The sequence below is a fragment of the Flavobacterium glaciei genome (genome assembly GCF_003350545.1).
Lineage (GTDB): Bacteria > Bacteroidota > Bacteroidia > Flavobacteriales > Flavobacteriaceae > Flavobacterium > Flavobacterium glaciei.
Genome location: NZ_QQBA01000004.1, coordinates 1 through 15860, shown reverse-complemented (window position 1 = coordinate 15860; position 15860 = coordinate 1). Strand labels below are relative to the sequence as shown.

Annotated in this window: 12 protein-coding genes; 4 read left to right on the top strand and 8 right to left on the bottom strand. The window is 35.1% G+C overall.

What is annotated here, in order from left to right; genetic code table 11:
* Positions 1–8 precede the first annotated feature (8 nt).
* Complete coding sequence (locus tag DFR66_RS04835) at positions 9–1037, bottom strand: hypothetical protein (protein WP_114753722.1); 1029 nt, start codon at positions 1035–1037, stop codon at positions 9–11.
* Between the two features lie 328 nt (positions 1038–1365).
* Here DFR66_RS04835 and DFR66_RS04830 point away from each other — a divergent pair, with 328 nt between their 5' ends.
* Positions 1366–3444 carry a TonB-dependent receptor family protein gene (locus tag DFR66_RS04830; RefSeq protein WP_242008629.1) on the top strand — a complete coding sequence of 693 codons (2079 nt, stop codon included), beginning with the start codon at positions 1366–1368 and terminating at the stop codon, positions 3442–3444.
* Between the two features lie 22 nt (positions 3445–3466).
* Here the strand turns inward: DFR66_RS04830 and DFR66_RS04825 are convergent, their stop codons facing one another.
* The 3 genes from DFR66_RS04825 to DFR66_RS04815 form a co-directional block, all read right to left on the bottom strand.
* Positions 3467–3910 carry a c-type cytochrome gene (locus DFR66_RS04825; protein ID WP_114753902.1) on the bottom strand — a complete coding sequence of 148 codons (444 nt, stop codon included), beginning with the start codon at positions 3908–3910 and terminating at the stop codon, positions 3467–3469.
* A gap of 3 nt (positions 3911–3913) precedes the next feature.
* Positions 3914–5038 (bottom strand): PQQ-dependent sugar dehydrogenase, encoded by a 1125-nt coding sequence (locus tag DFR66_RS04820; RefSeq protein WP_114753720.1) that lies wholly within the window; start codon positions 5036–5038, stop codon positions 3914–3916.
* A gap of 209 nt (positions 5039–5247) precedes the next feature.
* Positions 5248–7578, bottom strand: a complete 2331-nt coding sequence (locus DFR66_RS04815; RefSeq protein ID WP_114753719.1) for a glycoside hydrolase family 3 protein — start codon at positions 7576–7578, stop codon at positions 5248–5250.
* Between the two features lie 359 nt (positions 7579–7937).
* Between DFR66_RS04815 and DFR66_RS04810 the strand changes: the two genes are divergently transcribed.
* The gene (locus DFR66_RS04810; RefSeq protein ID WP_114753718.1) at positions 7938–8351 is read left to right on the top strand and encodes a DUF2452 domain-containing protein; all 414 of its coding nucleotides are present in this window, start codon (positions 7938–7940) and stop codon (positions 8349–8351) included.
* A 105-nt stretch (positions 8352–8456) separates the two neighbouring features.
* Here DFR66_RS04810 and DFR66_RS04805 read toward each other — a convergent pair whose 3' ends face one another.
* Together DFR66_RS04805 and DFR66_RS04800 are read right to left on the bottom strand one after the other, a co-directional pair.
* Positions 8457–11678 (bottom strand): WD40/YVTN/BNR-like repeat-containing protein, encoded by a 3222-nt coding sequence (locus tag DFR66_RS04805; protein ID WP_114753717.1) that lies wholly within the window; start codon positions 11676–11678, stop codon positions 8457–8459.
* Positions 11679–11940: 262 nt separating this feature from the next.
* Positions 11941–12330: a Dabb family protein gene (locus tag DFR66_RS04800; RefSeq protein ID WP_114753716.1), complete on the bottom strand. Its 390-nt coding sequence runs from the start codon at positions 12328–12330 to the stop codon at positions 11941–11943.
* Positions 12331–12581: 251 nt separating this feature from the next.
* Between DFR66_RS04800 and DFR66_RS04795 the strand changes: the two genes are divergently transcribed.
* Positions 12582–13562 carry an HNH endonuclease gene (locus tag DFR66_RS04795; RefSeq protein WP_114753715.1) on the top strand — a complete coding sequence of 327 codons (981 nt, stop codon included), beginning with the start codon at positions 12582–12584 and terminating at the stop codon, positions 13560–13562.
* A gap of 400 nt (positions 13563–13962) precedes the next feature.
* Positions 13963–14445 (top strand): DNA N-6-adenine-methyltransferase, encoded by a 483-nt coding sequence (locus tag DFR66_RS04790; protein WP_114753714.1) that lies wholly within the window; start codon positions 13963–13965, stop codon positions 14443–14445.
* Here the strand turns inward: DFR66_RS04790 and DFR66_RS04785 are convergent.
* Positions 14440–14643, bottom strand: a complete 204-nt coding sequence (locus tag DFR66_RS04785) for a hypothetical protein (RefSeq protein ID WP_114753713.1) — start codon at positions 14641–14643, stop codon at positions 14440–14442. The genes DFR66_RS04790 and DFR66_RS04785 overlap by 6 nt on opposite strands.
* Positions 14640–15407, bottom strand: a complete 768-nt coding sequence (locus DFR66_RS04780; protein WP_114753712.1) for a DpnI domain-containing protein — start codon at positions 15405–15407, stop codon at positions 14640–14642. The genes DFR66_RS04785 and DFR66_RS04780 overlap by 4 nt, the downstream gene beginning before the upstream one ends.
* Between the last annotated feature and the right edge of the window lie 453 nt (positions 15408–15860).

Here is a 15860-nt window from a genome sequence, read left to right as displayed (position 1 = left end):
ATGGTAATTTATTGGTACTGAATATAAATCGGTTTTGGAGTAAATTTTACTAATTCTTCCGGGCTGTACATTTTCCAATCTTTTTTATTGTCGTTTTTATAAAACAATTTAAAACCGGCAAATTGTACAGGTTCTCTATAAATATAACTTACGTAAGAATCTTTTTTTAATACCTTACTCCCAAAACCATCCATATCCATTACGATTTGTACCTCAGGAACGGTTTTGATTTCTTTATAATTTTTTACCATTCCTTGTGTAAAACGGTGGATTACTAACACTTTTGGAGTCAGTTTGTTTTTGCGGACAATATCTGCTAAAATAGTAATGGCATCATTAATATCCGCTGCCGTAAAATGCCCGATTTTAGATCCTGGACGTTCTCCGTTTTTCATCGAAAATTCAGGGTCAATTCCAAGATGTACATTTGGCATAGAAAGGTATTTTTCTAATTCTGCTACTTCAGCTTTCACCGTACTGTGACCTACCTGAATATCTAAAAACACTAATGCATTGATGGGTTTTGCCCAACTAATAACAGTATCAATTTGTTTAAAAGGCATTCGCAAGCGGTGCATATTATTTTTTCCAGGTGCGCCTTGAGCCGTTACTGCAATGTAGTGCAAAGCAGGAATTGCTTTTACGGTGGAATCAGCTGCCTGCCATTTAGCTACTTCGCCTTGCAGTTTAGCCAGCATTTCTTTTCGAGGGATTTCGCCTAAGATTCCCATCCTTGTCGAATATAAATTCCCGTAATAGGCAATAATTCGATTGTAAGGCAATAATGCACCGGGCAATGGATAAGGCGCTTTTACAGGCCATCTTCCCGTTGTGTCATTGTTGCTTAAAGCAATCATTCTTTTATTGAAATCGACTGTATCAATGGTTTGAACAGCCTTTTTTTCAATTGAATCCGCTTTTTCAGTTTCGGTTGTAGTTATTCCGTTTACAGTATCGGCTGCTTTTCCACGGTCGCAGGATAAAGTACTCAACAACAATAAAGGAAGTGTGATACATGCAAGTGTTAGTTTTTTCATAAGTAAATACTTTTATTTTTATTAAAAGGAATATCGAAGTCTAAAGATAATTTAATTCTAATTTCAATCACAAAGGTAAGATTTTTAAAGAACGCCTTTTCAAGTTAAGAAGTGTTTAAGAACTGTATTTTTTATATAATTTACGGTTTTATGTAATTTTATAGAACATTTAATCGAATTCATAACAACAACTAATAGTAAACAAATTTTATTTTTACAGATATATTAGAATTTATATAGATTCCTTCTTTGTTCTAAAATGGTTTTGGAAACAGAAAGAAAAAGCTAACTTTATAAAAAGTTTTTAACTCCTTTAAACAGTATACAATTGTTCAAAAATCGCCTTTCTTTCCTCCTTTTTTTATGCAGTATTGCTGCTGTTTTTGGCCAAATAAAAAAAGACACTATTACACTTTCAGAAATCACGTTGAAGGGTTCACCGATTAAAAATGTACTTCAAAATGTTGCGACATCCGTTTCAGTGATTACTACCGCCGATATCAATAAAAGTGACGGAATTATCTTGACTCCAGTTTTTAATAAAATTCCCGGAGTTACAATGCAACAAGGCGCTTTGAATACCAATAGAATTACAATTCGAGGTATTGGCGCCCGATCGCAATTTGGGACTAATAAAATTAAAGCTTATTTTGATGGGATTCCGCTAACTTCGGGTGAAGGCGAAACTACGATTGACGATATTGATTTAGCAGCAATCGAAAAAATAGAAATCATAAAAGGACCAAATTCCACTAGTTTTGGTTCCGGTTTGGGCGGAGTAATTCAGCTGTTTTCAAGAGAAACTCCATTATTAGAATCGTTCGGGAAATCAACGGTCACTTTCGGGAGTTTTGGATTGTTGCAACAACGACTTTCAGCAGGATACAGCGATTCTAAAACGAATGTATTTACCAGTTATACAGATTTAGAAAGCGATGGATTTAGAGCCAACAGTTCTTATAACAGAAAATCATTTAATCTGCACGGCAATCAAAAAATTAGTTCAAAAGGTGATTTGTCATTTGTAGGAACATTCACTCGATTGAAAGCATTTATTCCAAGTTCTATCAATGAGACGGATTTTAAAAATAATCCTGAGAAAGCAGCCGCTACTTGGGCAGCTGCACAAGGTTTTGAGTCGTATGATAAATACATGCTAGGGTTGGGATACGATCATCAATTTTCTGAGAAATGGTCTATTCAAACTAGTGTTTTTTCTAATTTTAAAGACGCTTATGAACCCAGACCTTTTGATATTTTGGACGATAATACAAGTTCGGTGGGTTTTCGTTCTAATGTGAATTACAAAGACCGATTGTTTTCCTTGCCGTTTGAATTGAGTTTTGGTACCGAATTATTAACGGAAAAATACAACTATACCTTGTATCGAAATTTATACCAGTCACAACCGGGTCAGGGCAGTATTCAAGGTGACGAATTTAGCAGTATTATGCAAAACAGAAATTACACTAACTACTTTTTACAGATGGAATTTTGGATATCAGAAAAACTGCATCTGGAAACCGGAATGGCATTAAACACAACAAAATATTCGTTAGAAGATGTTTTCGAGAATAATTCTAGCGATCAAAAGATGCCTTTTACTTTTGGAAATGTGTGGTCGCCAAGAGTTGGTTTGTCGTATCAAGTTAGCAAAGGAAAAAACATATTTACATCTGTCAGTAAAGGATTTTCGGTTCCATCAGTTGCTGAAACATTGACTCCCGAAGGTCAAATAAACACTGATTTGAAACCAGAAATAGGTTGGAATTACGAATTGGGTTTCAAAGGGAATTGGCTTGAAAATAAAGTATACACCGAAGTAACGTTTTATACCACACAAATCAAAAATTTATTAGTGGCACGACGTACCGCTAATGATCAGTTTGTAGGTATTAATGCAGGTAGTAGTTCACATTCAGGATTAGAATTCTTGGTTAATTACAGACTTTTAGAACGAACCCAATTTCAAATCACACCTTATTTTTCAGGAGCGGTGAATGATTTTAAGTTCAAAGAATTCTTGGATGGTAACTCAGATTTTTCGGGAAACCAATTGACGGGCGTTCCTGAAAAACAATTCAACTTTGGGGTGGACTTAAATACAAAAAAAGGATTTAGTGTCAACACTTCTTTCCGAACGATGAGTAAAATTCCGTTGAATGATTCCAATACTAAATACAGTGAGCGGTATTCGTTGCTTGACATTAAAACGACTTATGTTTTTACAATTCTTAAAGTCTTGAAAACGGAGCTGAATGCTGGAATTAACAACGCTTTGGACACCAAATACGCTGCAAACATTTTGCCCAATGCTGTTGGTTTTGGCTCTGCTGCTCCACGATATTTTTATCCGGGAAATCCTGTCAATTATTATGGAGGCTTTTCAGTAGCTTATGTTTTTTAGATAGAAATCCTAAGTCCACATTTTATTTTTTTATGGCAGCGACTTCTTCCTCAGTAACGATTTTAGTTTGTTTATTACTCCAAGAAGTCATGATGTAATTCATCACATCGGCTACTTCTTGATTTGTAAGACCCATTGTTGGCATGCTGCTATTGTATTTTATTTTATTGACAACAATTTCGCCACTTTGTCCAAATTTTACTGCAGCGATGCTTTCGTTTCTCTTGGTTTTCAGCCAGTCAGAACCATCAAGAGGAGGGAAATTTTTAGTATCTCCTTTGCCATTTGCACCATGACATTGCATGCAAAAATCAGCATAAATTTCTTTTCCGGGTGACTGAAGTTTTGAATTTGCAGTAATTTCGGTATTTAAGTCTCTATAGTTTTCTGCTGAAAATGGGTTTTCGAAAGAGAAGTTTCCCAATACAAACATTCCAAATCCTAAAAATAATTTCGTTGTCAACATCATCTAATTTGGTATAATTTTTACAATTCCTTTTCCTTCCACGCCCATATAAATATAACCATCTGGACCTTGCACTACATTACGCACACGCCCAATATCAGTTGCAATTTTTTGTCTTCCCACAACTTCATTGCCTTTCAATTTTAGCAATTCAAGATATTGGAATTTTAAAGAACCTACTAATAAATGTCCTTTCAAGTCTGGATATTTATCACCGGTTACAAATGTCATTCCGCTTGGTGCGATAGAAGGTAGCCAGTAATATATAGGTTTTTCAATACCTGGTTTTTCGTTTTGTTTACTGATTGTTGTTCCGTCATAATCAATTCCATAAGTAACTACAGGCCATCCGTAATTTGCCGCTTTCTTGATTATATTGATTTCATCTCCACCTTTAGGACCGTGTTCATGTGCCCAGATTGCTCCTGTTACTGGGTTTTTTGCCATTCCTTGCGGATTGCGATTGCCATAGGTGTAAATAGCTTCTTTGGCTCCTGTCTGACCTACAAATGGATTGTCTTTAGGAATGGTGCCATCGTCGTTTAATCGATATATTTTCCCGCCATCACGTTGAATGTCTTGTGGATTTACATAATGTTCCCCGCGTTCCCCAACAGAGAAATACAAATAGCCGTCGTTGTCAAATACAATTCGGGAACCAAAATGCTGTCCTTTTGTAGTATTCGGAGTGGCTTTGTAAAGCGATTCGATTTGTGTCAGACTTCCGTCTAATAATTTTGCTCGAATGAGTTTAGTATTACCACCAGTTCCTTCACCTTCATCAGAAGCGTAGGTTATATAAATCCATCCATTTTTAGCATATTCAGGGTGTAAAGCTATGTCTAACAATCCACCTTGTCCGCGAGCATATACTTTAGGAACATTTTTGATTTCTGTTTTTGTACCGTTTTTGACATGATATAAAATTCCGCTTTTTTCGGTAACTAATAGAGCTCCGTCTGGCAACCAAGTCATTCCCCACGGGATAGCAATATCTGAAGCAACGGTTTCGAGTTTGTAATTTTTTACTTCGTCTTTGATAGGAATGTCATTGGATTTTACCTGAGCATCACAACTGAAAGAGAGAAAAGATATAATTGTAAGTGAAACTAATGTGATTTTTTTCATGACTTTGGTTTTTAATCCTTTTAGGATATAAATCTTTTTTAAAGGTAGTAAAAGAGGACTTAAAAATTCAATTAGGAACTTATTTTTGCTTAGAATTAACAAAATGGAGCGATTAGTGAACTGTTTTTGTGAGGCCTGTTTTTAAGTAAAGTTGAAATTGGAAATAAAAAAACCACCTAAAAATCTAGGTGGTTTAGTAACAAATTTAATTATTTTTTGATTTTATATTTTGCAGTTCTTGCATCTTTGATTACCCCTTTCCAGTTCAATCCAAAACCAAAATCATACACATTTCCAGAAGAATCTGTATACGGAATCATGTCGTGAGGAACGTCCTCCAGTTGTTTTTCAACGGTTGACATATTCAATGGCATTTGTAAAGGTAACAATCCGGAAGGTTCTGTTTTACCCGAAACAATATCTAGCAATGCTTCTACTTGTACGCCAAATTCGCCCACGATGGCATCCACCTCTTTTTCAAATTCCGCAAAAACCATCGGATTAGAAATATTTATAGATACCAATACAGGCTTTCCATTCATGGCTTTTTTCGTTTCCAGAATAGTATTTAAATCTGGGTACGAATTTGATTTTGACGTTTTATTGAGATACGAACGGTTGGTAATCGTTGGGTCAATCACAGGATCACCGGCAGCAATACTTTGCGATCTGGCATCAATTGCGGTATAATCTTTTAATTGTAAACTGATTGGCACATATCCATTTCCGCCGGCTTCTCTGTCGGCTCTGCTGTATCCGCCACTTATCGGGCTTTTGATAAATACAATCGCAAAATCAGCTTTAGTAGGATCTTCCGTTACGTCATAATATTTTTTAATCAATTCTAAATTAACCGGATATTCAATTTTTTCTGGTGATGGTTGACCAAAAAAGTTGATTCCTGCCGGAGTAACCCTTTTTGGGATATAAACCGTCTTCCCTTTTACAATTGGCAAGGTCTTATTCTGATTTTTAATCATCACAACCGATTTCAATTGCGCATCGTATCCAGCTTTCATAAACTCTGGTTTCCCTACAATAGCTTTGGTCTCATTAGGGTCTAAATAGGCATTTTCGAATAATCCCACTCTAAAAATATTCAAAAGCAAACGTACTGCAGATTGCTCAAAACGCTTTCGCATAAATGATTCGCCATGTTCTTGTATTCCCATTTGGTATGCTTCAAGCACAGGATTAATGTCATTATTTCCACCAAATTGATCGACTCCTGCCATCAGGACTTTATAATGTCTTTCGGCTACACTTAGTTTTTCAACACCCCAAGATTTTCCCGAAAAAATATCTGGTTTAGCTCCTTCATCTGCAGTAATCAACCAATCGGTACAAACTACTCCATTATACCCATATTGGTTTCTTAATAAATCCGTAATTATGTATTTACTGAATCCGTTACCCACATTCTCCCCATATTTTTTATCCTGATCAAACGAAATCGTATAATATGGCATTACTGCGGAGGCTTTTTTAGTAGCGCCTTTTAATTTAAAAGCACCCTCTGTGAACGGTTTTAAATGTGTTTCGAAATTATTTCCCGGATATACTGCAAATTTCCCGTACGCAAAATGTCCATCACGACCTCCTTCTTCTGGACCACCACTTGGCCAGTGCTTAACCATTGCGTTGACGCTTTGATTGCCCCATCCTTCATACGATTTAATCGATTTGGGTGATGTTTGAAATCCATCTACATAAGCTCTTGCCATAGCTGTCGCCAGCTTTGGGTCTTCGCCAAAAGTACCCACAAAACGATTCCATCTTGGTTCTGTTGCCAAATCAATCTGAGGTGATAGCGCAGTGGTGATTCCCATCGCTCTGTATTCTTTGGCAGCAATAGCGCCAAATTGTTCCGTGATAGCGGCATCAAAAGTAGCCGCTAATCCTAATTCTTCTGGCCATTGTGAGATAGCGCCACCAGAACCCGCATTGTATTCGGCATCTTTATTGGCACCGTTTCTTGGGTCAGAACTGTTGTTAGAAGGGATTCCCATTCCAATGCCTTCAACTAATGCTTGTATATTATTATTCCATGTTGCTGCAACTATTGGACTTTCAACAGAAGTCATTAGTACATGTCGTAAATTATCTTTGGTTAAAAATGCAATTTGCTGGTCAGATAAATCAGATGATTTTGCAGCACTTTTAGAAAATGGTATTCCATTGTATGTCCCTGTAAACATTCCGGCTTCCGCGGCAGGAATTGCTTGGTGCCTGCTGTATAACATTAATCCGGCCATTTGCTCTACCGTCATTTTAGCAGCAAGATCTTTGGCGCGTTCCGCTACTGGTTTTCTCCAATCTTCATAAATATCTAGCTTGCCGTTTTTGTTTAAGTCTTTAAATGCATAACCATCAACTTGTATGATTTTAATTCCAGATTTTGGGGAGTAGCCTAATGTTTGCCCACCTTTATTTTGGATAATAGCGTGGGAGTCTTTTGTGGTTTCGGTCCATTTAGATTGTGCCTTCAATGATACAGCTAGTAACAATATAGAAGGGAATAATAGAATTTTTGTTTTCATGATGGTTTATTTATCAGTCTAGTAGCATTTTATAGTTTCCAAATGTAAAAAAATAATTGTGTTATTACGACACAATGAAAAATTATTTTTTAGTTGTGTTATTAAGTTGATGAAAACTAAATTAAATATTGCCCACTAAAGTTTAGATTGTGTTGAAGATTTGTATTTTTTGTTTAACTTTGTGACAAATTATTTAAACAAAATAATTGTTGTTTAAAATTTGTAAATCCGCTTTTGCATTCAGCAAAATTTGGTAAACTAGAATATATTGATTCAATAATCATTTTGGATTCATCATAAAAAAATCCTCTATGAAACCAGTCAGTATTAATTAATTACCTTAAAATAAAAAAAAGTAAATGGAAAATAAAAAACCAGATAATGTTGTATATACAGTCGAAGCAGGGTATAATGCCAATGTTTTGCCTTACGCAACTGGCGTTGGAGCACCAGTAATTAGAGTTGACGATGTGGTTTCGTGGAAAAGTAGAGGGATTGATAATGTAAATAAAGAGCTAGGAAATAAATTTAATGAACTCAAACTGCAATATGAGAAATTGATGCAGGAATACGAATGGAATGAATTAGTATATAGCGCTAAATTTTCATTTGAACCCGTTATAGGCGAAATCTATCATTTGTATAGAGACGCTGAAGGTGTGAATTTTCTATCATTAATAGGTCCGAACGAGTGGAACAAAGAACACATAGGTACTTTTAAACTCAACAGTGATAAAAAATGGATGCATTTAGACGGCTATACCAGCTTTTAATAATTGCTTTTATTTTTCAAAAAGAAATATTTTAAAAGAAGAAAGGGACCGCTCACAATGAACGGTCCCTTTTTTAGTTTTACAAAAATTTGTATTCGTTACAACTTATTTTTTATCCTCATCTAAAATAATAGCGGGTACTTTTTGTTGCATCACATAGCTATTAAAAGCTTTGACATCTTTATCCATCAGCTCTTGCAATTTACTGATTTGAGCATCTATTTTTTGAGCTAAATCCTGGTAAACTACATAGGCATTGCGTGTAGGTTTTGTCTCTGATGAAGAAATGTTTGACCCCAAACCAGCCATTTTATCATTTAATTGAATAGGGTAGGCCAATACATCTTGCGGTGCTTTGGCTTTGGGTTGCATTAAAGTTCCTTCGATAGCGTCTAGACTTTCTAAAGTTGTTTTTGTCATTTTTTTCATTTCTTCTAACAGCGCAGCATCTTTTACGCTACCGATATAAGAATTGATTTGCGATCTAATTTTGCGTAGTTTGTTGATCGCTTTATGCGCTTCGTCCACTTTTTTGTTCACCTTTTGATGCAAATCAAATTGTTCTTGTAAGTCGGCTGCACTTGTACTAACTCTTGGGTCTAATTTAATTTCGAAGGCTGCTTCACCAATTACATTTTTTCCTTCTAAAAGTTTAACGGTATAAGTACCAGGAACTACTTTTGCGCCAGCTCCAGAACCAGCCCACATTACATTGGTACCTTCTACTTCGGTCACATTAGGATATCTCATGTTCCATACAAAGGAATTCATACCAGCTTGTGCTGAAATTGTTCCTGGTTGTGCTTTTTTAGTATCGGTATAAAACTCTTTTGAAGGTGTCATTTCTTTGCCTTTCAAGTTTTTTGTAGACGAGTAGGTGATAATGGTATCTCCTTTTGGAGTAGCAAATTGCAGTTTTATCTCGTTCGTAGGTTTCTTTTTAAAGTAGTAACGCACAATTACACCATTTGGCGCATTGGTTCCGGTGCTAGTGTCATCGCGTTGACCACCTGACATACGGTAGGCATGGCGCGGTTTGAATAAGTGTTTGTCCGCTTTTACCGCTTGGTCTTTGATTTCGTATAATGGAGTAATGTCATCTAGAACCCAGAACGCACGACCGTGTGTAGCCACTACTAAATCTTTCTCTCTTTTGTGAACACGCAAATCACGAATTGGTGTCAAGGGAAGGTTTAAGTTGAGTTTTTGCCACGAGTCGCCATCATTGAATGAAACATAAATACCTCGTTCCGTACCAGCGTAAAGCAATCCTGGTTTGTTTGGGTCTTCGCGCAATACACGACAATATTCGTCACTCGGAATTCCGTTCGTTATTTTAGTCCATGTTTTTCCGTAGTCAGACGTTTTAAACAAATACGGATTGCGATCGCCGTACATGTATTTGTTGGCCGCTACGTAAGCTTTCCCTTTTTGATGCTCAGAAGTATGAATCATACTAATCAATGAAAAATCAGGTAAAAGCGTTGTTGGCAATGAAATATTATCCCATTTGGCGCCATTGTTTTTCGTGATGTGAATCAAACCATCATCAGATCCTGTCCAGATAACACCTTCTTCAAGAGGCGATTCTGATAAGGTGAAAATAGTAGCATAGGCTTCGGCACCGGTTTGGTCTAAAGTAATTGGACCTCCTGTTTCGCCAGTAGTTTTAGGATCATTTCGCGACAAGTCAGGACTTATGATTTGAAAAGAGTTTCCTTGATCTTCGGTAACGTGCACCACTTGTGAGGTCACGTACATTTTCTTTGGATTGTGGGGCGAAAAAACAATCGGGTACGTCCATTGAAAACGGTATTTTTTAGCATTAGATGGCGCTCCAATATTCGATTCTGGATAAGGAGAGATATCTTTTGACTGTCCTGTTTTCTTGTTGAAAGTACTTAATTGTCCATCGTATTCACCACCAAAAGTAATGTCGGAATTGGTTGGATCAGCTTCGATATAACCCGCTTCGCCACCCGCAACCGGATACCAAGATTCTGTACCGATACCATAACCATTGGTTCTTGAAGCGATACGAACAGAAGAATTGTCTTGTTGTGCGCCGTAGATGTTATACGGAAATTCATTGTCTACCGAAACGTGGTAAAACTGACTCGTAGGTACATCAAGGGCAGTAAAAGTTTCGCCGCCATTATAGGTAACTTCTCCACCACCATCATCACCAATGATAAAATTATCAGGGTTGTTCGGGTTAATCCAAACATCGTGTGTATCGCCATGACCTACATTTATTTTTTTGAAACTTTTGCCGCCATCGCCAGTTTTCCAAGCATCCACATTCAAAACAATTAATCCATTTTCGTTTTTAGGATCGGTTTGTAAATTCATGTAATACCATGGGCGTTGCCATAGATTTTTGTCTTCGTTTATCAATTGCCAGTGTTCACCAGCATCGTCAGAGCGGTACAAACCACCTTTGTTGTTTTCGATTAAAGCATACAAACGGTTTGAGTTTACAGGAGACACAGCAACTCCTATTTTCCCAAGCAAACCAACTGGCATTCCTGGTTTTTCGTTCAAAGAAACCCAAGTATCGCCACCATCGGTAGATTTGTAAAGTCCAGAACCTTTTCCTCCAGACGACATCGAGTGTCCGTTACGATAAGCTTCCCATAAGGTAGCATACACAATTCGCGGATTAGAAGGATCAATGCGTACGCACATCGCTCCGGTTTTTTCATCTTTAGAAAGAACTAATTGCCATGTTTTTCCTCCATCTTGTGAGCGGTAAACACCACGTTCCGGGTTCGATTGAAAAGGATTTCCCATTGCTGCTGCAAAAACAATGTTGGCATCAGTAGGATGTACCTCAATATTACCAATAGCATCTGCCTTATCTAGTCCTGCTTTTGTCCAGCTTTTTCCGCCGTTTACAGATTTATAAACGCCATCGCCAAAGGAAATGTTAGAGCGCATATCGGCCTCGCCCATTCCTACATAAATTACATTAGCATCAGAAGGCGCCACGGTAATAGCACCAACGGAAGACGATTTAAAAACACTGTCAGAGATAGGAAACCATTCGTTTCCGCCGTCAATGGTTTTCCAGACACCGCCACCGGTTGCCCCAAAGTAGTATGTGAGCGGTTGACTGGCGTGACCCGCAACAGCCAACGATCTACCGGCTCTAAACGGCCCGATGTTGCGCCATTTGAGCGCATTAAATACGCTATCTGATACAAAATTTGAAGTTGTTTTGTTTTTTACATTCTTTTTTTGAGCATAGCCGCTTGGTGCGTTACACACTAATGCTGCTGCAATGATAAGACCATGAAAGACTTTTTTGCAATGCGTTCGATTCATATGGTTTGGTTTTTAGTTAGTTTATAGTTTTAAAATGAAAACACAATTTAGAACTTTATTTTCAACTGTTGTTACAATGAAAAGCCTTGATCAAAGTGGTTTTGTATTTTGACTAATGTTCAAATATAGTGAATAATCAATTGGTTTGGTTGTGAACTGTTTGCAGATGAGCTGTTTTTGAAATTCCGTTCTTTTCCAACTATTTATTGCTCGTAAATAACAGGTTATTAACAACTTGCTTTTGAAGAAAATTCTTGAAAAGCTACTGTGTAATGCTATCGAAAACGCGGACTTTTTCCCAAAGGTGTTGGTGTTTTTTTACGAATTCTAAATGAATGGGATGGTCCTGATATATTTTTTGGTCGGATTCATTGTCAAAAAACAATAATTCTGATACCTGCCAAGAGGTATCAACTACTTCGCGTTTTTCAGTCGATGCTAAAGTGCCTACGTGAATTTGTCTCACCGTTGGTATTGATTCTAGCGTTTTTAAGCCTGCGATGAGTTGTTTCTTGTCTGCCTCAGAATCTGGATTTTTTAACCAAAAGTAAACTTGGTGCAGCACGGATTGCGATGCTGTTTTGGTTTTTAATCCCATCAAACTTGCCAAACCCATCGCTGTAGTAGCTCCAATAAATTTTCGTCGTAACATGTTGCTGTAATTTTAGTACGGGAAATTAAGAAAAATATTGGGAAGATAAACACAAATTGTTCTGGTTCAAATGATAGTATAAAAATGTAAGCAAAGATTATTTGGAAGCTACTTTTAATATTTAATTGTCGAACTAATTCAAAACAGATTTGAATAAACTTAATTTTTTGAGCATTGAATTAAAGAATAATCATGACCTGATATATTGGTAAAAAATATAATTGTTTAGATTTACTAAAATTTAGATGAACATGGTACCAAATGAAGTTTTTGAAAAGTATAGGAAGCAGTTTCATTCACTTAAAAGAGCTACAAACACAAATTTGGGTAAAGCTCCCCATAAGCCAATTTTGTTGCTTTCAATAATACAGTTAATACATAAAGGGGAAATCCAGATAAACAAAGTTTTTATTACTGGTGAATTGGTTATCGCATTTAAAAGTAATTGGATTAGCCTCGTAGAAACGAATCATACTCAGAATTTTTCACTTCCTTTTTTTCACTTAAATTCAGAACCCTTTTGGCGTTTAGTTTATATAAATGGTTTGTCAGATAAAAAAGAAAAAATCAGTAGTCTTGGTAAATTAAAGAGTAGAATTGCTTTCGCAGAAATAGATAAAGATTTATTTGAATTAATAATAAATCCAATATATCGAACAGAATTAGAGAATACAATTTTAGATTTCTATTTTCCAAATACAAAAGCTAATTATCAATTTGGAATCATTGACAGATATGATTTAGAAAACATAATTAAAGAGCAAATACTCAACGACACTAAAGAGGAATATCGCACTTTAATGATTGAAAAATCACTAGAATTAACGGATAATGAAATAGAGGAAGAAAGATATATCAGAGGGAGTATTTTTAAACGTGAAATTCCAAAAATTTATCAAAATCAATGCTGTATTTCTGGTATGCGAATTGAAACAACTACTAACGCTCAAATGATAGATGCTTGTCATATAATCCCATTTAGTTTATCTAATGATGACACAGTATCAAATGGGATTTCGCTATCGCCAAATTTGCATAGAGCATATGATCGAGGTTTGATTACAATAAATGAAGATTATATTGTTAGAGTTTCACCAACTATCAAAGAAAACGATTCGCCTTTTTCGATTACGCAATTTGCAGGTGTTAGAATTTTGTTACCAGAGGACAATAAAAAATATCCTTCGCCGGAAAATTTTATTTGGCATAAAAAAGAGGTTTTTGTGTTTTAGATGCTATAATTATTTTTGGATGTGTTGTTTGTTACTTATTGCTTTTTTTGGTTACCGTCTCTTGAAAAGACCATGTTAAATCAATAAGTTTCATTAATAAATTATTGCAAAAGCTCCTCTGCCGCGGCGGACTCGAACCAAAGTTCGAAATGCTTTAAAACAAAAAAGACCTTACATTGCTGTAAAGCTTTTAAAGCTACCTTTACTGGTTTGTTTTTAAAAAGTGTTTTATCAAAATATAACGATTATCATCGTACAATAATATTTCATTCTTACAAGGAAAAATATAACACATTGTAATTCAATAGATTTTGTTTTTTTTTATAATTTATTGAAAATGATCATATTACGTTTGTAAAATCCAAATATTGATCTAATATTTGTAGCAAATAAATGTTTTATGAATACATCGTTTGAACGTTGCGAAAACACAAAAGTTGAGTGGTTAACTCCACCCAATTTAGTATTAAAATTAGGTGAATTTGATTTAGATCCTTGTATTCCAATAGATGCTCCTTTCTTACATGCAAAAAATAATTTTACAATTATTGATGATGGTTTGTCAAAAGATTGGTTTGGTAGAGTTTATTTAAACCCTCCTTATGGAAGGGGAATGGAATTATGGCTTGAAAAATTAAAATTTCACGGAAACGGTATTGCATTAATTTTTGCAAGAACAGAGACAAAATGTTTCTTTGAGCATATTTGGAATAATGCAGATGCAATATTATTTGTAAAAGGGAGAATAAGATTTTACCATATTTCAGGTATTCAAGCAGGAACTCCTGGAGCTCCGAGTGTATTCGTTGCATATGGAAAAGAGAATGCGCTGGCTTTAAAAAATTCGGGTATTATAGGTCGATATTTGGAATTAAAATCATGAGATTTCATAAATAATAAATTCAGCAATATTGAATTCAGCATCAATTATCCATTCGTTTTCAATTAGAAGTTTTTTTAATGCTTCATCCTCATTGATGACATTTTCAACTATTCCTATTACTTGCATGTTATTTACTTCGTATAAACTGTTTGGGGCTTCAGTTGAGCCTTCGGGTGAAATAAATATATATTTTTTCATATTTCAATTTTTTTATAATTTCCTCTTCCGTTAAATTCTATTAATCCTCTATCTCTCAAAAACTGTAATTGTTGACGGATTTTGTCTTTGATATGATTATTGTTTGGATATTTAATTTTTAATCTATTTTCAAATGCATATAATTCATCTAATGTAAATGTTTGCTTTTTAATTTCTTCAACGCAATTTAAAATATCTAAAATCCAACCTCTTGTTTCTAAATTTTTAGTTTTTAAAAAATCAGTGTTTTTTAATTTTATGTATACTTTTTCTTGTTCAATTATTTTTGAATCTTCTACTATAAAAATCCTTCCACTTTGAGGAACTTTCGAAATGTCAATATTACAACCAATCCAACCTGCTCGTTTAGCAGTAATAGATAAAGGTTTTCTTTTTATAATAATTTCTGGAGTGAAAAAATGTTTTGGTATTACCAAGAAATTATTAACCGTATTATTGTCATAAGTCAAAAAGAAGAAACTAGGATTGGTATCTGAAGTAATTCTTTTAATCATACTTTCATAAGCACCATCATTAATTATGGTACTTAACTTCCCGCTTTTACTTTTTAATTCGAACTCTTCTCTACAACCTAAACAATAGAAATCGGCAACCGGCATATTGTTTTCAAAATCGTTTAATGGTAATTGACCGCAGTTTGGACAGTATGAATTTTCTTTAACCCAGTTTTCAGTTAAAATTCTTGCAATCTGTGAATTGCTTTTATATCCTACAGCTAGATCTAAATTAAAATTCAAGTTCATTAAAGTGATATTTATGGATAAAAAAGCTAGTTGAGTCAGAAAATATTTTTTATAATTCGTCTATTCAACAAAGATTTTACTTCTATTCTCTTTTATCAAAAATACTGTTTTATTATAATTTATTTCGTTTTTCTTTTTGCAAGGAATATTGCTCTGAGCTACAGTTTAGTTTTGGAGTAAAAGGGAACAATGATAAAGGATTGCAATATATTTTTTTAGTTTTTATTTGCAAGCCTCGCTTTCACTACCGCTTTAAAACAAAAAAGACCTTACATCACTGGAGGGCACTGAAAAAGTCTTTTTAAGAATTAATTATATAATAAAAAAGGAGTAGAAAACTATAGTTTTTTGCTCCTTTTTTCGTATTTTTAACTGTAACCATAAGGCTTTTTAGATGTTAGTTCAGCAACAAAAAATTCAGTTCAGTCCGTATTCTTCGTTATATGATTTAAT